The organism is Mycobacterium heckeshornense (assembly GCF_016592155.1).
Classification (GTDB): Bacteria; Actinomycetota; Actinomycetes; order Mycobacteriales; family Mycobacteriaceae; genus Mycobacterium; species Mycobacterium heckeshornense.
Genome location: NZ_AP024237.1, coordinates 1242997 through 1266043 on the forward strand (window position 1 = coordinate 1242997; position 23047 = coordinate 1266043).

The 23047-nt window shown below is 67.0% G+C and carries 24 protein-coding genes, 2 pseudogenes and 1 riboswitch; of the genes and pseudogenes, 15 read left to right on the forward strand and 11 right to left on the reverse strand.

Translation table 11 applies throughout. The features are described 5' to 3' along the window. Positions 1 to 41: 41 nt before the first annotated feature. Positions 42 to 2315 carry a 5-methyltetrahydropteroyltriglutamate--homocysteine S-methyltransferase gene (gene metE / locus MHEC_RS06075; RefSeq protein WP_048892400.1) on the reverse strand — a complete coding sequence of 758 codons (2274 nt, stop codon included), beginning with the start codon at positions 2313 to 2315 and terminating at the stop codon, positions 42 to 44. A gap of 106 nt (positions 2316 to 2421) precedes the next feature. Next, positions 2422 to 2649: riboswitch (cobalamin riboswitch) on the reverse strand. Between the two features lie 153 nt (positions 2650 to 2802). Between metE and MHEC_RS06080 the strand changes: the two genes are divergently transcribed. Both MHEC_RS06080 and MHEC_RS06085 read left to right on the forward strand, forming a co-directional pair. Beyond that, positions 2803 to 3951, forward strand: coding sequence for a thiolase family protein (locus tag MHEC_RS06080; RefSeq protein WP_048892357.1), 1149 nt, complete (start codon positions 2803 to 2805; stop codon positions 3949 to 3951). Positions 3952 to 4001: 50 nt separating this feature from the next. Beyond that, positions 4002 to 4748 (forward strand): enoyl-CoA hydratase-related protein, encoded by a 747-nt coding sequence (locus tag MHEC_RS06085; protein ID WP_048892401.1) that lies wholly within the window; start codon positions 4002 to 4004, stop codon positions 4746 to 4748. Between the two features lie 11 nt (positions 4749 to 4759). Here the strand turns inward: MHEC_RS06085 and MHEC_RS06090 are convergent, their stop codons facing one another. From MHEC_RS06090 to MHEC_RS06100, 3 genes are read right to left on the reverse strand one after another with little or no spacing between them, the layout of a single operon-like run. Next, positions 4760 to 5773: an NAD(P)/FAD-dependent oxidoreductase gene (locus MHEC_RS06090; RefSeq protein WP_048892358.1), complete on the reverse strand. Its 1014-nt coding sequence runs from the start codon at positions 5771 to 5773 to the stop codon at positions 4760 to 4762. Then, positions 5770 to 6270, reverse strand: coding sequence for an isoprenylcysteine carboxyl methyltransferase family protein (locus MHEC_RS06095; RefSeq protein WP_048892359.1), 501 nt, complete (start codon positions 6268 to 6270; stop codon positions 5770 to 5772). Before MHEC_RS06095 ends, MHEC_RS06090 begins: the two co-directional genes overlap by 4 nt. A 3-nt stretch (positions 6271 to 6273) precedes the next feature. Next, positions 6274 to 7314 carry a type III polyketide synthase gene (locus MHEC_RS06100; RefSeq protein WP_048892360.1) on the reverse strand — a complete coding sequence of 347 codons (1041 nt, stop codon included), beginning with the start codon at positions 7312 to 7314 and terminating at the stop codon, positions 6274 to 6276. 188 nt (positions 7315 to 7502) lie between these two features. Here MHEC_RS06100 and MHEC_RS06105 point away from each other — a divergent pair, with 188 nt between their 5' ends. Then, on the forward strand, positions 7503 to 8642 hold the full coding sequence (locus MHEC_RS06105) for an NAD(P)H-binding protein (protein ID WP_048892361.1): 1140 nt from the start codon (positions 7503 to 7505) through the stop codon (positions 8640 to 8642). Continuing rightward, positions 8639 to 9361, forward strand: coding sequence for a CPBP family intramembrane glutamic endopeptidase (locus MHEC_RS06110; protein ID WP_048892362.1), 723 nt, complete (start codon positions 8639 to 8641; stop codon positions 9359 to 9361). The genes MHEC_RS06105 and MHEC_RS06110 overlap by 4 nt, the downstream gene beginning before the upstream one ends. Here MHEC_RS06110 and MHEC_RS06115 read toward each other — a convergent pair. After that, on the reverse strand, positions 9358 to 10176 hold the full coding sequence (locus MHEC_RS06115) for an enoyl-CoA hydratase (RefSeq protein ID WP_372507334.1): 819 nt from the start codon (positions 10174 to 10176) through the stop codon (positions 9358 to 9360). The genes MHEC_RS06110 and MHEC_RS06115 overlap by 4 nt on opposite strands. Before the next feature lie 91 nt (positions 10177 to 10267). Here MHEC_RS06115 and MHEC_RS06120 point away from each other — a divergent pair. Beyond that, a pseudogene (locus MHEC_RS06120) lies at positions 10268 to 11352 on the forward strand (CaiB/BaiF CoA transferase family protein). 55 nt (positions 11353 to 11407) lie between these two features. Further along, positions 11408 to 12160: a 3-hydroxyacyl-CoA dehydrogenase gene (locus MHEC_RS06125; RefSeq protein ID WP_048892364.1), complete on the forward strand. Its 753-nt coding sequence runs from the start codon at positions 11408 to 11410 to the stop codon at positions 12158 to 12160. 74 nt (positions 12161 to 12234) lie between these two features. On the opposite strand, the gene MHEC_RS24685 is transcribed toward MHEC_RS06125, so the two are convergent. Next, positions 12235 to 12366 (reverse strand): hypothetical protein, encoded by a 132-nt coding sequence (locus tag MHEC_RS24685; RefSeq protein ID WP_142358679.1) that lies wholly within the window; start codon positions 12364 to 12366, stop codon positions 12235 to 12237. A gap of 266 nt (positions 12367 to 12632) precedes the next feature. Between MHEC_RS24685 and MHEC_RS06130 the strand changes: the two genes are divergently transcribed. After that, on the forward strand, positions 12633 to 14978 hold the full coding sequence (locus MHEC_RS06130; RefSeq protein WP_082169958.1) for an MMPL family transporter: 2346 nt from the start codon (positions 12633 to 12635) through the stop codon (positions 14976 to 14978). Between the two features lie 7 nt (positions 14979 to 14985). Beyond that, positions 14986 to 15678 (forward strand): TetR/AcrR family transcriptional regulator, encoded by a 693-nt coding sequence (locus MHEC_RS06135; protein WP_048892403.1) that lies wholly within the window; start codon positions 14986 to 14988, stop codon positions 15676 to 15678. A gap of 76 nt (positions 15679 to 15754) precedes the next feature. Here MHEC_RS06135 and MHEC_RS06140 read toward each other — a convergent pair whose 3' ends face one another. Then, positions 15755 to 16468 (reverse strand): NAD-dependent deacylase, encoded by a 714-nt coding sequence (locus tag MHEC_RS06140; protein ID WP_048892366.1) that lies wholly within the window; start codon positions 16466 to 16468, stop codon positions 15755 to 15757. A 34-nt stretch (positions 16469 to 16502) separates the two neighbouring features. On the opposite strand from MHEC_RS06140, the gene MHEC_RS06145 reads away from it, so the two are divergent. Further along, entirely contained in the window at positions 16503 to 16868 is a 366-nt protein-coding gene (locus MHEC_RS06145; RefSeq protein ID WP_048892367.1) for a GntR family transcriptional regulator, read from the forward strand. An 8-nt stretch (positions 16869 to 16876) separates the two neighbouring features. Here MHEC_RS06145 and MHEC_RS06150 read toward each other — a convergent pair whose 3' ends face one another. Further along, positions 16877 to 17413 (reverse strand): DUF1697 domain-containing protein, encoded by a 537-nt coding sequence (locus tag MHEC_RS06150; RefSeq protein WP_048892404.1) that lies wholly within the window; start codon positions 17411 to 17413, stop codon positions 16877 to 16879. 101 nt (positions 17414 to 17514) lie between these two features. Here MHEC_RS06150 and MHEC_RS06155 point away from each other — a divergent pair, with 101 nt between their 5' ends. From MHEC_RS06155 to MHEC_RS06170, 4 genes are all read left to right on the forward strand, one after another. Further along, complete coding sequence (locus tag MHEC_RS06155; protein WP_048892368.1) at positions 17515 to 17958, forward strand: PPOX class F420-dependent oxidoreductase; 444 nt, start codon at positions 17515 to 17517, stop codon at positions 17956 to 17958. 43 nt (positions 17959 to 18001) lie between these two features. Beyond that, entirely contained in the window at positions 18002 to 18190 is a 189-nt protein-coding gene (locus MHEC_RS06160) for a DUF5302 domain-containing protein (protein ID WP_048892369.1), read from the forward strand. A gap of 178 nt (positions 18191 to 18368) precedes the next feature. Then, the gene (locus tag MHEC_RS06165) at positions 18369 to 18968 is read left to right on the forward strand and encodes an HhH-GPD-type base excision DNA repair protein (RefSeq protein ID WP_048892370.1); all 600 of its coding nucleotides are present in this window, start codon (positions 18369 to 18371) and stop codon (positions 18966 to 18968) included. Further along, a complete protein-coding gene (locus MHEC_RS06170) occupies positions 18965 to 19111 on the forward strand; it encodes a hypothetical protein (RefSeq protein ID WP_003920453.1) in 147 nt (48 codons plus the stop codon). Before MHEC_RS06165 ends, MHEC_RS06170 begins: the two co-directional genes overlap by 4 nt. An 18-nt stretch (positions 19112 to 19129) precedes the next feature. On the opposite strand, the pseudogene MHEC_RS06175 reads toward MHEC_RS06170, so the two are convergent. Further along, a pseudogene (locus MHEC_RS06175) lies at positions 19130 to 20054 on the reverse strand (Rv1157c family protein). A 36-nt stretch (positions 20055 to 20090) separates the two neighbouring features. Further along, positions 20091 to 20714 (reverse strand): hypothetical protein, encoded by a 624-nt coding sequence (locus tag MHEC_RS06180; RefSeq protein ID WP_053094026.1) that lies wholly within the window; start codon positions 20712 to 20714, stop codon positions 20091 to 20093. A 154-nt stretch (positions 20715 to 20868) separates the two neighbouring features. Between MHEC_RS06180 and MHEC_RS06185 the strand changes: the two genes are divergently transcribed. Further along, positions 20869 to 22140 (forward strand): mannosyltransferase, encoded by a 1272-nt coding sequence (locus tag MHEC_RS06185; protein WP_082169959.1) that lies wholly within the window; start codon positions 20869 to 20871, stop codon positions 22138 to 22140. Here the strand turns inward: MHEC_RS06185 and MHEC_RS06190 are convergent. Then, positions 22112 to 22402: a 4a-hydroxytetrahydrobiopterin dehydratase gene (locus tag MHEC_RS06190; protein ID WP_048892373.1), complete on the reverse strand. Its 291-nt coding sequence runs from the start codon at positions 22400 to 22402 to the stop codon at positions 22112 to 22114. The two genes, MHEC_RS06185 and MHEC_RS06190, sit on opposite strands and share 29 nt — an antisense overlap. Positions 22403 to 22427: 25 nt before the next feature. Between MHEC_RS06190 and MHEC_RS06195 the strand changes: the two genes are divergently transcribed. Then, the gene (locus MHEC_RS06195; RefSeq protein ID WP_048892406.1) at positions 22428 to 22811 is read left to right on the forward strand and encodes a (deoxy)nucleoside triphosphate pyrophosphohydrolase; all 384 of its coding nucleotides are present in this window, start codon (positions 22428 to 22430) and stop codon (positions 22809 to 22811) included. Positions 22812 to 23047 lie beyond the last annotated feature (236 nt).

Consider the following 23047-nt stretch of genomic DNA (forward strand, 5'->3'; position numbering starts at 1 on the left):
TCTTTTTCCGCAACAGTTTCACATTCGCGAACTACCTCGGGCTAGGCGGCTTCGCTGCGCACCTTTGCCGCCGCTGCGACCATGTTTCGCAGCGATGCTGTCACCTCTTCGGCGGTACGCGTTTTCAGGCCGCAGTCGGGGTTTACCCATAGTCGTTGCGGGGGAACGGCTTGCAACGCTGCCCGTAGCGACGCGGCGATCTCCTCGGTGCTGGGCACCCGTGGTGAGTGGATGTCGTACACGCCCGGCCCGACGCTGTTGGCGAACCCCGCGGCGTTGAGATCGTCGAGTACCTCCATATGCGAGCGCGCCGCCTCGATTGACGTCACGTCGGCGTCCAGATCGGCGATCGCGCCGATCACCTCACCGAACTCCGAATAACACAGATGTGTGTGGATCTGCGTCGAGTCCGATACGCCCGACGTCGCCAGCCGAAACGCGCCGACCGCCCACCTCAGGTAGTCGTCCTGCGCGGCGCGGCGCAGCGGCAGCAACTCGCGCAGCGCCGGCTCGTCGACCTGAATGATCCCGATGCCCGCCGATTGCAGATCGATGGTCTCGTCGCGGATCGCCAATGCGATCTGGTACGCCGTGTCGGCCAGCGGCTGGTCGTCACGCACGAACGACCACGCCAGGATCGTCACCGGCCCGGTCAGCATGCCCTTGACCGGTTTGTCGGTGAGCGACTGCGCGTAGGTAATCCACTCGACCGTCATCGGATGCGGCCGCGCGACATCGCCGTAAAGGATCGGCGGGCGCACGCAGCGGCTGCCGTAGGACTGCACCCAGCCGTTCTGGGTGGCGACGAACCCGTCGAGCTGCTCGGCGAAGTACTGCACCATGTCGTTGCGTTCCGGCTCGCCATGCACCAACACGTCCAGGCCGAGTCGTTCCTGCAGCGCGATGACCGCCGCGATCTCGGCCTTCATCCGCCGGACGTACTCGGCCTCGTCTATCTCGCCGGCCCGGAACGCCGCGCGGGTCTTGCGGATCTCGGGCGTCTGCGGATAGGAGCCAATCGTGGTGGTCGGCAGCGGCGGCAGGTGCAGCCGAGCATTCTGGGTGGCTCGCCGCTGCGCCGAGGGCCCCCGTTGGATTCCCGCCGCGAGGATCGCGTCGATGCGGGCCCGGACTTGTTCGTTGCGCAGCCGCGGATCGGAGCGGCGCGACGCGACCGCGGCGTTGGAGGCAGCGATTTCGGCGGCCACCGCCTCGCGCCCGTCGCGCAAGGCCCGCGCCAGCGTGACGACTTCGCGTACTTTCTCGGCGCCGAAGGCCAGCCAGCTGCGCAGGTTGTCGTCCAACTCGGTCTCGAAGGCCAGCGTGTAGGGCACGTGCAGGGTCGAGCAGGACGTCGATACCGCCAGCGATCCCACCGACCCGAGTAAAGTGGCCAGCCGGCTCAGCGCTGCTTCCAGGTCGGTGCGCCACACGTTGCGTCCGTCGACGATCCCGGCCACCAGCGTCTTGCCGGCCAACTCGGGCACCGCTGCCACGGCGGCGGTGGCACCCGCGACCAGGTCGACGCCGATCGCCTCGACCGGCGTGCGGGCCAGCGCCGGTAAAGCCTCGCCCGGGTCCCCGAAGTAGGTGGCGACGTGGATCGCCGGGCGGGCCGGCACCGATCCCAGCGCGCTGTACACCCGTTGGGCCAACACGGGCGCGTCAGCGCTGATATCGGTCACCAGCACCGGCTCGTCGAACTGCACCCATGCCGCCCCGGCGTCGGCCAGCAGCGACAGCAGCTCGCAGTAGACCGGGATCAGTTCGTCGATGCGGTCGATGGGTGCGCCGGCGCCATCCACCGCCTTGCTCAACAGCAGGAAGGTGATCGGCCCAATAATCACAGGGCGCGCTGGAATACCCTGCTGCAGAGCCTCTTTCAGCTCCGCGACCACCTTGGCAGGGTTCAGCGTGAACCGGGTGGCCGGGGAAATCTCTGGAACCAGGTAGTGGTAGTTGGTGTCGAACCACTTGGTCATCTCCAGCGGCGCGATGTCCTCGGTGCCCCGGGCCGCGGCGAAGTAGCGGTCCAATTCGTCGGGCACGTCATGCACCCGCGGCGGCAGCGCGCCGAGCATGACCGCCGTGTCGAGCATCAGGTCGTAGTAGGAAAAAGTGTTCACCGGCACCGAGTCCAGGCCGGCGGCGACCAAGCTCGACCACGCGTCACGACGCAGGGAGGCGGCGACGGATTCCAGCTCGGAGCGGCTGGTCCGTCCGGCCCAATAACCTTCGGTCGCGCGCTTGAGTTCGCGGCGCGGGCCGATGCGAGGCGAGCCGGTGATGGTGGCGGTAAACGGTTGAGCGGTCACAATCTCGTCCTTCACTCGACGTGGTGGTCATCGCCAGACGGACGCACGGCACTACAACCGATGCGGCCATCCGCCCATTCCACGAGGCGATGAGCCGCCGGACGCGGCGCATCCGGCACAGCCGGCAGGTCTTCGGACTCGCAGGCACGCACCGGGTGCTCCTAGTGGCCGTCGCTTCCCAGTCGGGCGACCAGTGCTGATGACGGCGGTCGTTCCTGCATACCGCTGCGGGACAGTCCCGGATTCTCACCGGGTTCCCTCTCGCGAGACAGGATCAACCTGCCTCGCTCGGTGCCGGCACGCATGCCGGCAGACCAGCTGCGCAATAGAGGTTACCCGGTTGTGCCGGCGACCTCGCTGGGCCCGCCCGCAGCGCGGTTTCCGGCGCGTGACACTGCAGCTGGCCATCCCGTGCGACCCCAGTCGCGCACCGTCCAACGGGTTGGTCAACAATCGAGGCACAACCTCTCGTCGAAGGAGAATTGTCATGGCTGAAGCCGTCATCGTCGAGGCAGTGCGCTCACCGATCGGCAAGCGCAACGGTGGGCTGTCCGGCGTGCATCCCGCTGAGTTGTCCGCGCAGGTGCTCAACGGGCTAATCGAGCGGGCCGGAGTCGACCCCGAGATCGTCGACGATGTGATCTGGGGATGCGTGATGCAAGCCGGGGAGCAGGCCCTTGACATCGCCCGCACTGCGTTGTTGACGGCGGGCTGGCCGGAAACCGTTCCGGGTGTCACCGTCGACCGCCAGTGCGGATCCAGCCAGCAGTCAATCCACTTTGCCGCCGCGGGCGTAGTCGCCGGCCACTATGACGTCGTCGTCGCCGGTGGCGTCGAATCGATGTCGAGGGTCCCGATGGGTTCCTCGTTGGCCAACGGCGGCAGGCCGTTCCCCGACGGCTTCCTGAGCCGCTATGATGGCGCGATCCCCAACCAGGGCATCGGCGCGGAGATGATCGCGGAGCGTTGGGGTTTCGACCGCACCACGCTCGACGAGTTCTCTCTGGGCTCCCACGAGAAAGCCGCTGCCGCTCAAGATTCCGGTGCGTTCGATGATCAGATCGTGGCGATCAAAGACCAGGACGGCAATGTCGTGCTCAAAGACGAAGGCATTCGCCGGGGCACCACGATCGAGAAGATGGCCGAGCTCAAACCGGCCTTCAAAGAAGACGGCGTGATCCACGCCGGCAACTCCAGCCAGATCTCCGACGGCGCTGCAGCCGTGTTGTTCATGTCGGCGGAGAAGGCGAAGTCGTTGGGGCTCAAAGCGATCGCCAAGGTCCACACTGCGACGCTGGCCGGCGCCGACCCGGTGATCATGTTGACCGCGCCGATCCCGGCCACCCAGAAAGCGTTGAAACGCTCCGGGCTGAGCCTGGATGACATCGGGGCCTACGAGGTCAACGAGGCGTTCGCGCCGGTGCCGCTGGCCTGGCTGCACGACATCGGCGCCGACGAGAAGAAGCTCAACCCTAACGGCGGGGCTATCGCGCTTGGCCATCCGCTCGGCGGCTCGGGGGCGCGCATTATGACCACGCTGCTCTACCACATGCGGGACAAGGGAATTCGCTACGGCCTGCAAACCATGTGCGAAGGCGGCGGACAGGCCAACGCGACGATTGTGGAATTGCTGTGACTGTCACCGGCACCCAACCCGCGGCGCTCGTTGAGCGGCGGGGCGACGTCATGGTCATCACGATCAACCGTCCCGAGGCCCGCAACGCCGTCAACAGCGCGGTCAGCACCGCCGTCGGCGACGCCCTCGAACAGGCTCAACAAGATCCCGAGATCAGGGCGGTGGTGATCACCGGCGCCGGCGACAAATCATTTTGTGCCGGAGCCGATCTCAAGGCGATTTCGCGCCGGGAAAACCTTTATCACCCCGATCATCCTGAATGGGGTTTCGCCGGGTATGTGCGTCACTTCATCGACAAGCCGACGATCGCCGCGGTCAACGGCACCGCGCTGGGCGGTGGTACCGAGCTGGCGCTGGCGAGCGACCTGGTGGTGGGCGAGGAGCGCGCGAAATTCGGTCTGCCGGAGGTCAAGGTCGGATTGATCGCCGGCGCCGGCGGCGTGTTCCGGATCGTGCACCAGCTTCCCCGCAAGGTCGCACTGGAGATGCTGCTGACCGGTGAGCCGATCAGCGCCGCGGAGGCGCTCAAGTGGGGCCTGATCAACCGGGTCGTTCCCGACGGCACGGTGTTGGAAGCCGCCCTGGCACTGGCCGAGCGGGTCACCGTCAACGCGCCGCTGTCGGTGCAGGCCAGCAAGCGGATCGCCTACGGGGCCGACGACGGCGTCATCCCCGACGAGGAGCCGGGCTGGGCGCGCACACAGCACGAGTTCCGTGCACTATTGAAGTCCGAGGACGCCAGGGAAGGACCTCTGGCGTTTGCCGAGAAACGCCAACCGGTCTGGAAGGCGCGCTGACACAGTTAATTTCACTGTGCGAGGGCATTCACTACACGGTTGAAAACACCGGGTAGCAACCCGCACGCAGGCACGATGGCACGCCGGGCCGGACGTGGCGCGCCGGCCAGCACCAGCCCGCGGGTCAGCAGCCGGTAGGTGCGGGTAATCCGCCGCCATGCCGCCTCATACGACCACGGGTCGTCGTTGACGATAGCGGTCACGGCCGCCGCGGCCTGCCTGACGGCCAGGCTGATGCCCTCCCCGGTCAATGCGTCCTCGTATCCGGCGGCATCTCCCACCAACAGCACCCGTCCGGCGACGCGGCGGGACACCACTTGACGCAGGGGACCGCAGCCGCGGGCCGGCCCAGGCTGCGCGCCCCGCAAATGGCTTGCCAGCCAAGGAAACCACGCCAGGTCAGGTCGATGCCGGGACAGGATTGCCACACCGACCAGGTCCGGTTCGACCGGTGTCACATACGCCTCACCCCAGGGCGACCAATGCACCTCGACGAGCTCCGACCACGCCGGCACGCGAAAGTGCCAGCGCACGCCGAAGCGCCGTGGCGTTCCGGCCACTGCGGTGATTGCCGCGGCCCGCCGGATCGTCGAATGCAGACCGTCGGCCCCCACCAACCATTTGGCGCGGACACCACCGGCGGCGACCCCGCAGGCATCTTGCTCGACGGCGGTGACACGTGTCCGGATCCATTCCGCGTCTTGTTCTTTGGCGCGGGCCGCCAACGCGGCATGCAGCGTGGTGCGACGCACGCCGCGGCCCGATCCGCTGCGGAACAACGCCTCCGCACGGCGCTGCTCGGTGACGTAGGCGATTCCGCGGAGCGGCAGGCCGGCCGGGTCGATGCCCAGCGCCGTCAGCGCGGTCAGCCCAGCGGGCATCAGACCCTCGCCGCATGCTTTGTCGATCGGGCTGTCCCGCGGCTCGGCGACGATAACCGAAAGCCCTCGGGCGCGCGCGTGCAACGCCGTGGCGAGGCCGGCCGGGCCGCCGCCGACCACCAGCAGATCAGCGTCATAGGTCATGCGTAGCCCAGCGCCGCGTTCTCGACCCGGATACGTACCCGCAGCAACACCGCGTTGGCCAGTGTGAATACGACCGCGGTCAACCACGCGGTGTGCACCAGCGGCAACGCCAGGCCTTCAGCCGCCACCGCCACGTAGTTCGGGTGGCGAAGCCAGCGGTACGGGCCGCGTCGCACCAGCGGCGCTTGCCGCACCACGATCACCCGGGTGTTCCAGCGCCGGCCCAGCGCTGTCACGCACCACCAGCGAAGGGCCTGGCTCAGTGCGGCCACGCCGAGCATCGGCCAGCCCAGCCACCCGACAAAGGGCCGATGCAGCAACCAAACCTCAACCACGCAGCCGAGCAGCAGCGCAGTGTGCAGGGTGACCATCGCCGGATAATGGTTGCGGCCGAACTCTTTGCCGCCGTGCGCAAAAGCCCACCGCGCGTTGCGCCTGGATACGATCAGCTCCGCCAGGCGTTCGATGCCGACCGACAGGATCAGCAGGTAGTACACGGCCTACCAGCCGAGCAGCACGAGTTCCGAGCAAAACGCCGGCCCCATCGCGATCATCAGCCCGAGAGATCCCGGCGGTGGCGGCTCGGCCATCGTTGCGCGAAGCACATCCAGCACAGACACCGACGAGAGATTGCCGTTGTCGCGCAACGACTTGCGGGTCTGGTCCAGTGCGTCCGCGGGCAGGTCCAACACGTTTTCGACCGCCTCGATCACCCGCGGCCCGCCCGGATGGCACACCCATGTCGAGACGTCCGCGACCGTGAGTCCGTGGTCGGCGAGGAAGTTGCGGACATCGTCGGCGAGATACTTTTCGGTCACGGTCGCGACTTCGACCGACAACATGATCTGGAACCCGTCACTGCCGATGCGCCAGCCCATGACGTCCTCGGTCTCCGGATAGATCCGGCTTCGGGTGGCCAGCACTCGCGGCCCGAACTGCCCTCGTTCGGCCCCGGTCGCGACCACCGCGGCAGCGCCGTCGGCGAACAGGCTGGAAGCGACCAGATTGGCTATGGAACGGTCGTGGCGCTGAATGGTCAGCGTGCACAGTTCGACCGCGAGCAACGCGGCGACCTGATCGGGAAACGCGCGCAGGTAGTCGTTCATTCGCGCGATGCCCGTGGCACCGGCGACACAACCCAGGCCGAACAGCGGCACCCGTTTGACGTCGGGTCGCAAGCCGATTCGGGTGGCCAGCCGCGCCTCTAACGTCGGCACCGCGAGCCCGGTTACCGTCGTCGAAAAGATGATGTCGATGTCGGACGGTTTGACCTTGGCAGCATCGAAGGCGGACAGCAGCGTTCGCTCACCGAGCTCGAGCGCGATCTCGATGAACGCGTCATTCGCCTCGGTAAATCCGCTCAGCTGGGCGTACCGCGACAGTGGCAATGCGAGGTGGCGGGCCTGAACCCCGCTGCTGGTGGCGAATCGGTGAAACTCCGGGCCGGCGAAGCCCGCAAGTGTCGCGACGATCTCGTCTTGGCTGTGCCGGTGCGGCGGGAAGTCGACGGCAACCGCTGCGACGGAAGGACTTGCCGGCATGGCGGCCCGCGGTGATTGCCGACGGGGCGTCACCGAACCCATCCCGTCATGGTATCGAGGTTGGAGGTGTCCATACCGGAGTGACGGGCGCGCGTCGCGGTCAGTTCAACCAAGGCGTATCGCCCACCCCCGCCCAGGGCAGAACAAATTTGCCACCGCCACCGGCCGTCGTCGCTAGGTTGGACGGTGTGCGGATCCTGGTCACGGGTGCCACCGGCTACATCGGGTCACGCCTTGCCACTGCGCTTCTTGCCGAAGGCCACGAAGTGGCCGCCGCTGCCCGCAATCCGTCGCGTCTTCGTCGGCTGGGGTGGGTTGACGACGTCACACCGGTGGTGCTTGACGCGTCCAACCCCGCATCGGCTCGTCACGCGTTCGCCGAGTCCGGGCCCGTCGACGTCGTGTATTACCTGGTGCACGCGCTCGGCCAGCCCGGTTTTCGAGATGTTGACCAAGCCGCGGCCGCCAACGTCGCGACAGCGGCCAAGGAAGCGGGCGTGCGTCGCATCGTCTATCTGGGCGGCTTCCTGCCCGACGGCGACGATCTCTCCGAGCATCTAGCCAGCCGTGCCGAGGTGGCCGATGCGCTCAGCGTCGAGGGGGGCCCCGAACTGGTATGGCTGGGGGCCGCGATGATCCTCGGCGCCGGGTCGACGTCGTTCGAGATGCTGCGCTACGTCGGCGACCGGTTCCCGATAATGCCGATGCCGGCCTGGATGGATAACCCGATTGACCCTATTTCGGTCCGCGATGTGCTGTATTACCTGGTTGCTGCGGCCGATTCAGAGCAGGTGGCGGCCGGAGCCTACGACATCTGCGGCCCCGACACCACCTCCTACCGGGAATTGCTCAAGACGTACGCGCGTATCGCCGGGAAATGGCACACGGGTCTGCCGGTCCGGGGTGTCGACACCGCAGTGGCGTCGCGGTTCACCGCACTGGCGCTGCCGGTGCCCGACGGCCTGGCTGCGGATCTGGTGGAGTCGCTGGCCCACCCGATGCTTGCCGCCGATGCCCGGCTGCGCGAACGGGTTCCCGACCCGCCCGGCGGCCTGCTGGCCGTCGACACCGCGATCGAGCTGGCGTTGTCCAGCCCGCCGCCGCGGCCCGTCAACGCGTTGGTCGACCCGCACCACCTCGCCGACAGCGATCCGGTGTGGGCTGGTGGCGACGCTCTGCGCCTCCGGCAGGTGGCGCGCGCGGTGACACCGCGCATCGCGCGTCCGACGCTGAAGTTGGTCGACACGGTCCCGGGGCCGCTGGCGGGTGCGTTGCGAATGGGCCTCGACCTACTGATCACTCTCACGCCCAAGGTGCGCTCCGCATGACCGACGTCAGTACCCGACCCCCGACCAGCGCGCTCGACGAGATCCGTCGCGCCATCACCAATGTCGCTGTGCCACACCATGAACCGCCCTCGGTGGTGCGCCGTCGGCGTGTCGTCGTCGCGGTGATTTTGGTGCTCGGCGCGGTGATGCTCGGTCTGTCGATGAACCGTCACCCGGGCGAAGCGAGTTTCTACTGGCTGACCGCGGCATTGGCGGCGCTGTGGGTGGTCGGGGCCTTCGCCTCCGGGCCGCTGCATCTGGGCGGCATCTGCTGGCGGGGCCGCAATCAGCGCCCAGTGATCAGCGGGGCGACAATCGGGCTGTTGCTGGGGGGTGTCTTCGTTGCCGGCGGGGCAATCGCCCGGGAAATTCCGGCAGTGTCGGAGTTGATCATTCGAGTGCTGCAATTCGCCGGTCAGGGTTCCTGGCGGTTGACCCTGGCCATCGCATTGCTGGGCGCGATCGCGGAGGAGGTGTTTTACCGCGGCGCGCTCTACACCGCACTGGGCCGCCACCATCCGGCCCTTGTTTCGACCATCTTGTACGTCGCCGCCACCCTGGCCAGCCAGAATTTGATGCTCGGCTTCGCCGCGATCGTGCTCGGCACGGTGTGCGCGTGGGAGCGCCGCGCGACGGGTGGGGTGCTGGCGCCGATACTGACCCACTTCGTGTGGACTCTGGTCGTGCTGCTGGCGCTGCCGCCGCTGTTCGGGTTTTAGACGCTGTCGGTGAAGGTCGGTGCGCGACGCTGCTGGAAAGCCGTTGCGCCCTCGATGAAGTCGGGTGATTTCAACAGTACTGCCTGCCCCCGTAATTCTCGGTCGAGCGCGGTGTCGAGTTGGGTGAGCGTGGCCGCATTGATGGCGTCTTTGGTCTTCGCAAACGCGACCGCGGGCCCGGACAGCAGCGCGGAGATCACCTTGTCGACCTCGGCGTCGAACCGGTCGGCGGGGTAGACGGCGCTGACCAGACCGGCCGCCAGCGCGTCGGCGGCCGGCAATCGCTCGGCGAGCAGCGCCATCCGCATGGCCCGGGTCCGGCCGACCGAGGCCGCGACCAGCGCCGACGCACCGCCGTCCGGCATCAGGCCGACTTTGGTAAATGCGAGCATGAAAAACGCTGCGTCCGAAGCTAATACAAGATCACACGCGAGGGCCAACGATACCCCCACTCCGGCGGCGGGACCCTGCACGACGGCCACCACCGGTCGCGGCAGCGCGGTGATCGCCCGTACCGCACGGTTGGCTTCCTCGATGATCTCGGCGCCCGGACCGCCGCTGCCGGACACGTCTTCGGCGCTCATCCCGGCGCCGGAACTAAAGCCGCGGCCCGCTCCGCCCAGGCGGACCACCCTGACCCGCGAATCGGTGGCCGCGCGCTCCATCGCGTCGGCAATCCCTGCCAGCACCGGCGTAGTCAGCGAATTGAGGCTGTCGGGGCGATCGATGATCACCGACAGCACCCCATCGGCAAGTGTGACGGACAGGCCTGCGACCGGTGTTAGCGCGTCGATCCCGGAGTTGATTGCGGTCATGGGCATCACCATAGGCGACCTGACCTGACCGGGGCGCGCGGCCGTCGAGGGCGGCTGCGAAGATGCCACTGGGTGAGAAGGAGGTCGCGTGATGGCTGGACCGCTAGCGGGTCTACGGGTGATTGAGCTGGCCGGCATCGGGCCGGGCCCGCATGCCGCGATGATTCTGGGTGACCTGGGCGCTGATGTCGTGCGCGTTGAACGGCCCACCGCGGCCAGTGGGCCGGTCCGCGACGCGATGCTGCGTAACCGCCGGTTCGTCACCGCCGACCTCAAGTCCGACGAGGGCCGGGAATTGGTGCTGCGGCTGGTCGCGAAGGCCGACGTGCTGATCGAGGGTTATCGCCCGGGCGTCACCGAGCGGCTTGGCCTGGGCCCTGAGGACTGCGCGCGGGTCAACGATCGGCTGATCTATGCGCGGATGACGGGCTGGGGTCAGACCGGCCCGCGCAGCCAACAGGCCGGTCATGACATCAACTACATCTCGCTCAACGGTGTCCTGCACGCGATCGGCCGCGCGGGCGAGCGACCGGTGCCGCCGCTGAATCTGGTCGGTGACTTTGGTGGCGGGTCGATGTTCTTGCTGGTCGGCATTCTGGCGGCGCTGTGGGAGCGGCAGGCTTCCGGCAAGGGGCAAGTCATCGACGCCGCGATGATCGACGGGTCCTCGGTGCTGATCCAGATGATGTGGGCGATGCGGGCGATGGGCATGTGGTCCGACGAACGCGGCACCAACATGCTCGACGGCGGTGCCCCCCTACTACGACACCTACGAATGCGCCGACGGCCGCTATGTCGCGGTGGGCGCAATCGAGCCGCAGTTTTACGCCGAACTGCTCAAGGGCCTGGGCCTGGACGGCGCCGACTTGCCCGGGCAAAACGACCGCAGCCGTTGGCCGGAGCTGCGGGGCCCGGATCGCCGAGGTGATCGGCTCCAAAGATCGCGACCATTGGGCCACGGTGTTCGCCGAGTCCGACGCGTGCGTGACGCCGGTGCTGTCGTTCGGCGAAGTCGAGACCGAGCCGCACATCACCGCCCGTCGCACCTTCTACCAGTCGGACGGCGGGCTGCAGCCGGTGCCGGCGCCGCGGTTTTCCCGGACGGTGCCGGACCAGCCCCGGCCGGCGGGCCCGCCGGGGTCTGATACCGAAGCGGTACTGGCCGACTGGGTATAGTCCGCGACCGATCGGTAGATCCAAAGCGCTTGACCGGCACAAAGAAAGGAACCGGGTGGAGATCAAAGACGCCGTAGCACTGGTCACCGGTGGCGCATCGGGACTGGGTCTGGCCACCACCAAATGCCTGCTTGACCACGGTGCCCAGGTGTTGGTGCTGGACCTCAAAGGCGAGGAAGTCGTGCGTGAGCTCGGCGAGCGCGCGCGATTCGCCCCGGCGGACGTCACCGACGAGAAAGCGGTGACGTCGGCGCTCGAGATCGCGGAATGCCTGGGGCCGCTGCGCATCGTCGTCAACTGCGCCGGCACCGGCAACGCGATTCGGGTGCTGGGCAAGGATGGCGTCTTCCCGCTTGACGCGTTCCGAAAGGTCGTGGACGTCAACCTGATTGGCACGTTTAACGTGCTACGACTGGGCGCCGAGCGGATCGCGAAAACTGAGCCGGTCGGCGAGGAGCGCGGCGTCATCATCAACACGGCGTCGGTGGCGGCGTTCGACGGCCAGATCGGCCAGGCCGCCTATTCCGCGTCGAAGGGCGGCGTGGTCGGCATGACGCTGCCTATCGCCCGTGATCTGGCCAGCAAGGCTATCCGGGTGGTCACCATCGCGCCCGGGCTCTTCGACACTCCGCTGCTGGCCGGCCTGCCGGAGCCGGCCAAAGAATCGCTCGGCAAGCAGGTGCCGCACCCCAGCCGGCTGGGCAAGCCGGAGGAGTACGGTGCGCTGGTCGTGCACATCGTCGAGAATCCGATGCTTAACGGCGAGGTCATCCGCCTCGACGGCGCCATCCGCATGGCACCGCGATAGCGCGGGAACGACGAGAACCGGAAACGACTAGATCGTGGACGCGGCCGTTGCCGGGCGCGTCCGGTGAGCGCGGCTCAGCTCGCGGTGGGCAGTGGGTGCCAGTCGTCGAGCTGCTCGGAGGTTTCACCTTCTACCAGCATGTCGCCGTGGTAGAGAGCCTCGAAGTCAGCTTTGATGACGTCGCCACTCGAGTCGTCGATCCACATGCCTTGAGCGTATGGGTCACCATTAAGGAATCAGTGAGTCACGGTTCGGAAAACGTTGGCAATCTTACCGCCGGGTAGGGTCGATGCGACGTGGACCGTGAACCGGCCGGGTTGTCCGTTCGTGTCCACCACAAGCGTGCGAAGAGTCGTCGTTGACACCCTTGACTTATCGCTGATAAGTTACCGCGGATATTGGACGGCGGGCCGGCGCGACGGACGTCGAGGGCCGAAAACCGCGACCGATGCCGGTGGTGGAAGGACCCGACATGTTGCAGGGACTCGCCCGATTCGCCCTCGCCGCGCCGCGGCGAATCCTTGCCGTTGCCGCCCTGATCTTGGCTGGTGCCGCCGTCTTCGGGATCCCGGTCACCAAGACCCTGTCGGCCGGCGGCTTCCAGGATCCGACGTCGGAATCGGCACAGGCCATCCGGCTGCTGACCGACAAGTTTGGGCAAAGCGACCAAAAGCTGCTCATCGTGGTGACCGCACCCGCCGGAGCCGACAGCCCGCTGGCCCGCCGTGTCGGCACCGATGTCGTGGGCGAGCTGCAGGGGTCACCGCACGTGTTCAATGTGTCGTCGCCGTGGACCTCGCCACCACCGGCTGCGGCTGGGCTGGTTACCAAAGACGGCAAGTCGGGGTTGATCGTCGCGAACCTCACGGGCGGGGAGAACAACGCGCAAAAGTACGCCAAGGCGCTGGCTGACCAGGTGGTGCACGGAATTACCGGTCGAGACGGTGTGACCATCCGTGCCGGCGGCGTAGCGATGGTCTACGCCCAGATCAACCAGCAGAACGAGCGTGACCTGCTGCTGATGGAATCGATTGCGATCCCGTTGAGCTTTGTGGTGCTGGTGTGGGTCTTCGGTGGGCTGCTGGCGGCGGTGCTGCCGGTGATGCTGGGCGGGTTGGCCATTGTCGGTTCGATGTCGGTGCTGCGGCTGATTTCGTTTACCACCGACGTCTCGACGTACGCGCTCAACTTGAGCACTGCGATGGGACTGGCGCTGGCGATCGACTACACCTTGCTGATCATCAGCCGCTATCGCGACGAGCTGGGCGACGGTGCGCCGCCGGATCAGGCCCTGATCCGCACCATGGCCACCGCGGGGCGCACCGTGCTGTTTTCGGCGACCACCGTCGCGTTGTCGATGGCGGTGATGGTGCTGTTCCCGATGTACTTCCTGAAGTCGTTCGCCTACGCCGGCATCGCCACCGTGGCGTTCGTGGCGGTCGCGGCGATCGTGGTGGCCCCGGCGGCGATCGTGCTGTTAGGGCCGCGGCTGGACGCGCTGAACGTGCGGGTGCTGATTCGCCGAGTGCTGCGCCGCGCCGATCCGGCCCGCAAACCGGTGGAGCAGCTGTTCTGGTATCGCTCAACCAAATTCGTGATGCGTCGCACGGTGCCGATCGGTTTGGCGGCGGTCGCGCTGCTCGTGCTGGCCGGTGCGCCGTTTCTCGGTGTGAAGTGGGGGTTTCCCGACGATCGGGTGCTGCCCCGGTCGGCCTCGGCGCACCAGGTCGGTGACCAGTTGCGCAACGACTTCGCGGACGACTCGGCGATGGCGGTGCCCATCGCGATCCCGGACGCTAAAGGCCTGCGCCCCGGCGATGTTGAGCGCTACGCCGCCGATCTGTCGCGGGTGCCGGACGTGTCGGCGGTCACCGCCCCGACCGGAACCTTCGTAGCCGGCAAGCGTGTCGGACCGCCGGCCGCGGCTGCCGGGTTCGCCGATGGCAGTGCGTTTTTGACCGTCGCCAGCACCGCACCGCTATTCTCACAAGCCTCGAACACCCAGCTGGACCGGTTGCATGCCGTGGCCGGGCCGGCCGGCCGGCCCGTGCAGATGGCCGGGCTGGCGCAGATCAACCATGACAGCGTCAAGGCCCTGGTGACCCGACTGCCGCTGGTGTTGGGTTTGATCGCCGTCATCAGCTTCGTACTGCTGTTTTTGCTGACCGGCAGCGTGGTGCTACCGCTGAAGGCGCTGGTGCTCAACGTGTTGTCGCTGACCGCGGCGTTCGGCGCGCTGGCCTGGATTTTCCAGGACGGTCATCTGGGCGCGCTCGGGACGACACCCAGCGGCACGCTGGAGGTCAACATGCCGCTGCTGATGTTCTGCGTGGCGTTCGGTCTGTCGATGGACTACGAAGTATTCCTGGTTTCGCGGATCCGCGAGTACTGGCTGCGCTCCGATCGCAGCCGGGCGGGCAACGACGAGAGCGTCGCGCTTGGGGTGGCCCGCACCGGCCGGGTGATCACGGCGGCGGCGCTGGTGATGTCGATATCGTTCGCGGGGCTGATCGCTGCACAGGTGTCGTTCATGCGGATGTTCGGCGTCGGACTGACACTTGCCGTGCTGGTTGATGCCACCTTGGTGCGGATGGTGCTGGTCCCGGCGTTCATGCACGTTGTCGGCCGATGGAATTGGTGGGCACCCGGACCGCTGCTGTGGCTCCACGACCGGGTCGGCCTCAGCGACTTCGATGCTGCGGAACGCATAACCCCGCCTGTTGTGCGGGCGGGTCGGCATCGCCGGGCCGATGTCCGGGTGGCCGACACGAGCGGAAATGGGCAACGAATCCGCGCGCCCGTGAGGGACAGTGGTTGATGTGCCGATGAAAGCTCTGCGCCGATCGCGTGCGCCGCGCGGCTCGGGGGATCGCTTGCGAGACGAAATCCTTGATGCCACAACTGAATTGCTGCTTGAAACCGGGCACGCCAAGGCGGTGTCGATCCGGTCGGTCGCCCGGCGGGTCGGCGTCACCCCGCCGTCGATCTACCTGCATTTCGACGACAAAGACGCACTGCTGGATGCGGTGTGTGCCCGTTACCTGGCCAAGCTTGATCACGAAATGCAGCGCGTCGCCGCCGGTCAACCGTCGGCCGCGGAGGTACTGCGTGCGCAGGGGCTTGCCTATGTCCGGTTCGCACTGAAGACTCCGGAGTTGTATCGCATTGCCACCATGGGGGAGTGGCGATCCGGCAGCGACGTCGACGCCACGCTGGACAGCTCGGCGTTTAAGCACATGCGTGACACCGTGCAAACCCTGATGGACGAGAAGATCTATCCGCCCGGTGATCCGACCACGGTGGCCCTGCAGCTGTGGAGCGCCGCACACGGGGTGGCGGCGTTGCTGATCGCCAAGCCGCACCTGCCTTTCGGTGATGCGGAGGCCTTCGCCGAGCAGGTATTGCGCGCGGCTTTCTGGGGGCACTTGGTGACTGGACTCATCGGCCCGGATGCCGCGCCGCGGCAACTGCTTGACCGGTTGATGGCGGGTGAACGGTCGCCGGGCTCGCCCGCATGACGCCAGCGACGACGATGGTCGGGCACCCAGACTCCGCCCCCGCGCAGAAGCTGTGGTTTGTCGATGAAGCGTGGGTTCAGTTCAACAGCGCGGGCAGCCGCTGCAGCAATCCCGGCAATGCCTGGCTCGCCGTCTCGCGAAGGGAGATCGTCGCGCTGCCCGACAGCGGCGTCGGCTCGGGATTGACTTCGACGACGGTCACGCCGCGCGCCAGCGCCAGCTCGGGCAGGCCGGCTGCCGGATAGACGACCGCCGAAGTGCCTACCACGACCAGCACGTCGGCTGCCTGCGTGGCCTCGACGGCTCGCTGCCAAGGCTCTTCGGGCAGTTGCTCGCCGAACCACACCACGTCCGGCCGGATCAGGCCGCCGCAGCCGCAGGTCGGCGGTTCCAGTTCAAGCACCGGCTCCGACATTTTCGGCAATTCCCCGGTGTACGGGAAAGCGCAGCTTGCACAACGAAATTCAAAGATGCTGCCGTGCACGTGGTGGACCGGTGAACTACCGGCGCGCTCGTGCAGGTTGTCGACGTTCTGCGTCACGACGGTGACCTCGGCGTGGTCTTGCCAGGCGGCGATGGCGCGGTGTCCCGCGTTGGGTTCGACGCAGCTCGCCAGGTAATGCCGCCACAGGTACCAGCCCCACACCCGTTCGGGGTTTTGCAGCCAGCCGTCGATGCTGGCCAATTCGTAGGGGTCGAATCGAGCCCACAGCCCGTTTTTGTCGTCGCGAAAAGTCGGCACGCCGCTCTCCGCCGAGATTCCCGCGCCGCTGAGCACCGTAATCCGCACTCTGCCAACATAGCGCCCGCGCGATACTGAACTAGTGGAGCTGGGGAAATCGGTCCGACTCGACGCGAAGGCAGGTAAACCGCTGTTCGACCAGCTCAGAACCCAGCTTATCGACGAAATCCGAGCCGGTAGGTTGGCGCCGGGAACCCGGTTGCCCACGGTCCGGGAATTGGCGGGTCAGCTACACTTGGCGGTCAACACGGTGGCCCGCGCGTACCGCGAGTTGGAAGGGGCCGGAATCGTCGAAACCCGCGGACGTTTCGGCACTTTCGTTGCCAGGGCTGATCCAGCCGACGCCGCGATGGCGGCCGCGGCGAGGACTTACCTCGACACGGCCCGCCGGCTGGGCCTCGGCAAAGATGACGCGATCCGTTATCTGGATGCGGCTCCCACCGACTGAAGCAGAGCTCAGCTGGCCGCCATCTGCAGCACCTTGGTCAGCGTGCGCAGGTTGCGGGTGGTCGTCGACGGCTTATAGCGGGGCTTGCCCATGGTCTTGCCGATGGTGCTGTCCAGGGTGGCACCCTTGGCGACCTGCCAGTAGATGACGCCCGCAACGTCGGGGCCGCGGCTGATCTTCTCGTCGGGTCGTGCCTGCAGTGCGGCAAGTTCGTCGAGCACGGCGCGGTCGCTGACGAACGTGACGTAGGACTGGTATCCGGCTTTGTCGGATTCGAACGGGTAGCCGTCGACGATCGCGCGAACGGCGTCGACGTCGTAAACCAGCACCCATGCGTCGTAACCGAACGTCTCGCGCAACGCGGCTTCGGCTTTCCGTCGCACCACACCGGCCTCGGAAGGCGACTCCAGCAACACGTTGCCGCTGGCCAAGAGCGTGCGCACGGCGCTGAATCCCGCGGCGGTCAGCGCGGCGGCCACCTCGGCCATCTTGAGGTTGACGCCGCCGACGTTGACGCCGCGCAGAAAAGCCGCGTAGCGCGTCATGCATACTCCGGCAAGCGAATTGCCGTCGACCATGGCCACATAGCGCGATCGTAGCGACGCTGCGGGCGAACCGGGACCGGTCACTGACGTAGGCTTTCGGCATGGGACGCCACGTGTTCGACGACAAGCTGCTGGCCGTGATTAGCGGGAACTCCATCGGCGTGTTGGCCACCATCAAGCGTGACGGGCGCCCCCAGCTGTCGAACGTGCAGTACTACTTCGACCCTCGCAAACTTGTCATACAGGTTTCGATCACCGAGCCGCGAGCCAAGACCCGCAACCTGCGCCGTGACCCCCGGGCCTCGATCCTGGTCAGCGCCGACGACGGATGGGCCTATGCCGTCGCGGAGGGCACCGCGGAGTTGACCCCGCCGGCCGCCGCGCGCGATGACGATACCGTCGAGGCGCTGATCATGTTGTACCGCAACATCGCTGGCGAACATCCGGATTGGGACGAGTACCGTGACGCGATGGTCACCGACCGGCGCGTGCTGCTGACATTGCCGATCACGCACGTGTACGGCATGCCGCCCGGCATCCGCTGATCCGAAATCGGCGGAGCCGTTATCGCCGCGATAGGCTGCCGTCATGGCTGCATTGAAGCCCGGCCCCGACTCCACGTCGGACGACGAGACCAAGCGCAAGTTCCGCGAAGCCCTGGACCACAAGAAGCAGAAGTCGGCGTCCGGATCAGACCACAAAGACGCCGGCGCCAAGCAGCCGCGGGCTCACGGGCCGATGGAAAGCCGCCGGGAATTTCGGCGCAAGAGCGGTTAGCCCCGCGCATCAGCGAGACCGAACTGCGCGAACGGCAAATCCCACTGCCGTAATCACGCCTTGAAACCAGTGCGGCCGGCCGTTTGCGTGTCGACGGAAAGCTCACCCGCGACACGGTCAGCAGCCTCTGTATCGATGCCCTTAACGCGGTGTTGCGGCACAGCTTTACACTAAGCGGGTGCCCAAACTGCAGCTCGCTCAGGACGCGGCCGCCGACGCGCTGCTGGGGTCAAACCCTTTCGCCTTGCTCGTGGGGATGCTGCTCGACCAGCAGGTGCCGATGGAGACCGCGTTCGCGGGACCGAAGAAAATCGCCGACCGCATGGGCCGCTTCGACGCGACCGAGATCGCCAACTACGACCCGGACAAGTTCGCCGCGCTGTGCGCTCAGCGGCCTGCCATCCACCGCTTTCCGGGGTCGATGGCCAAGCGGATCCAGGAGCTGGCACAGGTGATAGCGGACCGCTACGCCGGTGACGCGGCCGCGCTGTGGACCGCCGGTGACCCCGACGGTCACGAGGTGCTGCGCCGGCTCAAGGAGTTACCCGGGTTCGGTGAGCAGAAGGCGCGGATCTTCCTGGCCTTGCTGGGCAAGCAGTATGGCGTGACCCCGGCGGGCTGGCGGGCGGCGGCGGGAGACTACGGCAAGGCCGGAACGCACATGTCGGTGGCCGATGTCGTCGACGCCCGCTCACTCGAACAGGTGCGATCACACAAGAAGCAGCTGAAGGCGGCCAAAACGGCGACTCCGACGCTGAGGCGAAAGGTGGCAACGTGAAGACACACCTGAACTGTCCGTGCGGTGAGGCGATCGTCGGCAAGGACGAAGATGAGCTGGTCGAACTGACCCAGGCGCATCTCGCCGACGCGCATCCCGGTCTTGAGTACGACCGCGACGCGATCCTCTTCATGGCGTACTAACGGCTGAGCTGCCGCGGGTCAGGGCACCACCGTCGAGCCGATGGTGGGCATGAACTGGCACTGCTTGTCTTTGGTGGTGACCTGCCCGAAGATCGTCGACATAATGCTGCCCGAACCGGTGTCGGCGATGGCGGTCAGGGTGGTCGGCCCGTCCGGATTGATGTCGGGTCGCGGTTTGAGGGTCGCGCTACCCGACTTACCGGTGGTGAGGTTCACCCAGGTGACGTTCAGCGGCAGCTTTTGCACCTCGGCGGGGCCGGGCGTGCCGATCGCGGTGAACACGTAAGCGGTTTGGCCGGGCCCGGGACCGGGCGCGGGAATTTTGGCCGGCCCGGCGACGGAAAGCGCGGTTGCGATCGAATTGCTGCCGTCGGCCAGGCAACCGGTTCCGATAGACGGGTACATGAAGTCCTGGGTGGGCGGGGCGTCGGGACCAAAACCCGGGGCCGCTGCGGGGTCGCGCCGCCCGGGGCGCGGCCGCCGAGGCCGGGGCCGCCACGGACGGCGTTGCCTGCTCCGCAGGGGCTGCGGCGGCGGGGCCGACGGCATGGGCCGGATCGATTCCGGTGGGCAGGTGTGCCTGAGCGCCTGGTTCCACACCCGGTGGTGGAACATGTGCCGCCGCAGCCCCGGAAGCGGCAGGCTCCTGGACGAACTGGTTTACCGCCGAGGCAACGCTTTTCGACTGGTCTGGGGCGGTGGGATTGCGGGAGAACACCGACGCGGCCGCCATCAGCAGCTGTGTCGCCTGCTCGGGATTGGCCGCAGCCTGCTGGATGATCGGACTCAGCTGAGTCAGCGCCGGCAGCCCCGGGAGTTGCTGGGACGGCATCGGCTGCGGTGGCGCCGGTTCAGCTGCAGCATTGGGACATAGCGCGAGTCCGGCGGTCGCAGCGATGGCAACGGCCACCAAGTCGCGGCTTAACTTCCAGGTGCGTGGCACGGCGTTCTCCCGGGTTCGTGGTCGGTGACCGACGGTTTAGGGCAGCGCGGACAACGGGATCAACAGCGGGTTGGCAGCCGGGGCCACCGTGGAGACCGGTGTGGGCGGCTGTGCGAGGCCCCGCGGAATCGGGACGCCGCCGGGTGCAAGCGAAGCCAAGTCGCCCGGCAGTGAAACTTGTTGGGGGAGCGGCACGGGCAGGAACGGTACGTTGGGCAGGCTGACCTTCGCGTTGGGCAGCAACTGCGACGGGCCCGTAGCCGGTGTGGCCACTGTCGTACCCGACAGCGGCGCGGTGCCCGGCACCAGCGGCGCCATCCCCGGGACCGCGGTGCCGGGAAGCGCCGACGTCGCGGCCGGGGCAAGGGCGGTCGCGCCGGGAACGGCTGCAGGTCCGGGCTGCGGTACCTGGATCGCTGCGCTGGCCAGCGGCGGCGGTGTCGGCGGCGTCGGCTGGGTGCCGGTGAGGGCCGTCGTCAGGTTCTGCAAAACCTGGGGCGCACTGGCCGCCGAATTAGCCAGCTGCTCAGCGATATTGGGGGCCGGCGCCGGCTGCCCCGTGTCGGCGTTGGCAGTACCTAACAGGCCGCCCGTCAGCAGCGCGGCCGACGAGCCCACCACAACCGCGGTGGCGCGTAACACAGTCCAGATAGTCGACATGGTTCTCCCTGGTTCTCGACGAAGGTCCCGCGCCGATCCTTCGCCCGATACGAAAGTGACTCAAGTGACACATGTGGCGGTTATGTGATCGTTACGCAGCTGATCGGTTGCGGTGACCGCGTGCCGTCGTCGCGGCAAGCCGCGGTCATGTCGGCTGTGGATCGCTAAAGTCGGGCAGATAGACACCACCGCGGCCGCCCCGGCGGCAACCACCATCCGCCGGCAGGCGATCCCCCTGGGAGCTGCCGCGCCGGTGCTGCTGTGCCTGAGCATCGCGGCACGACTGGCCTGGACCTACCTGGCGCCCAACGGCGCCAACTTCGTGGACCTACACGTTTACCTCGGTGCCGCGGCCACACTCGACCATCCAGGCAGCCTGTACAGCTACGTCTACGCCGACCAGACGCCTGATTTTCCGCTGCCGTTCACCTACCCCCCGTTCGCGGCAGTGGTCTTCTACCCACTGCACTTCCTGCCGTTCGGCCTGGTCGCTTTGTTGTGGACGATCGGAACCATGGCCGCGCTTTACGGCGTGGTTCGCATCAGCCAGCGCTTGCTCGGCGTGCCGGCCGGCAGCGGTCAGCCGGTGGCCATGTGCTGGACTGCGGTGTCGATCTGGATCGAGCCGCTGCGGAGCACGTTCGACTACGGTCAGATCAACGTCTTGCTGGTGCTGGCCGGGCTCTGGGCGGTCTACACCACACGCTGGTGGTTGTCGGGCCTGCTGGTTGGGCTGGCCGCCGGGATCAAGCTGACCCCGGCGATCACCGGCCTCTATTTCATCGGGGTACGACGTTGGGGCACGGCGGTGTTTTCGGCCGTCGTCTTTGCGGCCAGCGTCGCGGTGTCGGCGCTCGTTGTCGGAGATCAGGTCCGCTACTACTTCACCGACTTGCTTCGCGACACCGACCGGGTCGGGCCGATCTGCACGACGTTCAATCAGTCCTGGCGCGGGGCCATCTGCCGGATCTTCGGCCACGACACCGGCTATGACCCGCTGGTGCTGGCGGCGATCCTGCTCACCGCGATACTGGCCCTGCTGGCCTGGCGGGCACTGAGCAACGGCGCCGGGGCGCCGGACCGGCTGGGCATGGTGCTCGTGGTGGAGTTGTTCGGGCTACTGCTGTCACCGATCTCGTGGACCCACCACTGGGTATGGCTGGTCCCGTTGATGGTGTGGCTGTTTCACGGCCCGCTATCCGAACGCCGTGGCGCACGGATTTTGGGCTGGGGCTGGCTCGCGCTGACCATCGTCGGTGTGCCGTGGCTGCTGAGCTTCGCGCAGCCGACGATCTGGCAGGCCAGCCGGCCGTGGTATCTGGCCTGGGGCGGGCTGGTCTACGTCGTGGCCACGCTGGCCACGCTGGCGTGGATCGCCCTGAGCGGACGGCGGACGGTCAACCCGGCTTGCCGACGATCGCGTTGATGTCTCGCGCCATTGCTATGTCGTTTTGGGTGATGCCGCCCTCGGCATGGGTGACCAGCATGAAAGTGACTGTCCGCCAACGAATGTCAATGTCCGGATGGTGATTTTTAGCTTCCGCGTGTTCGGCCACCCGGCGCACCGCGTCGATGCCGGCCATAAACGAGGGAAACTTGACCGATCGGCGCAGCACACCATCGGCTCGCTCCCAGCCGTCGAGATCTGGCAATGCGGCGTCGACTTGCTCATCGGTTAACACAGCCATGCATCGACGGTACCGTCAGTCGACGATGCCGAACCAGATCATCGTCGCCGGAGCCATCATCGCCGACTGCACGCTGTTGGTGGCACAACGGGACCGTCCGCCGGAATTGGCCGGGCGCTGGGAACTGCCCGGCGGCAAGGTCAGGGCAGGTGAAACCGAGCCCGAGGCGCTGGCGCGCGAATTAGCCGAGGAACTGGGTGTCGAGGTGGCGGTCGGCGAGCGGCTGGGCGGCGACATCGACCTCGACTCCACGGCGACGCTGCGGGCATATCGGGTCGAGCTGATCGGCGGCCGGCCCCACCCTCGCGAGCACCGCGCGCTGCGCTGGGTGACGGCCGCCGAGCTGCACGCCGTTGACTGGGTACCCGCCGACCGGGGATGGCTGGCGGCGCTGGCCGACGCCCTGTAAACGGTCAAGCGGCCGGCGCCAGCAACGTCGGCCGACATGCCCACAGCGTTCTTCCAGCAAAGACACAGCATTGTCGAAGGTGCGAATTGTGACGCAGTTTTTACAAGGCCATACAAAACATTTACGCCGAGTTACCGCCGTGTTAGCAGGGTAGATGTTTTCGTTTACGGCGTGGTTATGGCTTTTAGGCCTGTTACCGGCGTGTTTCGTCGCGGCAGCCCGGCACCGGTGACCGA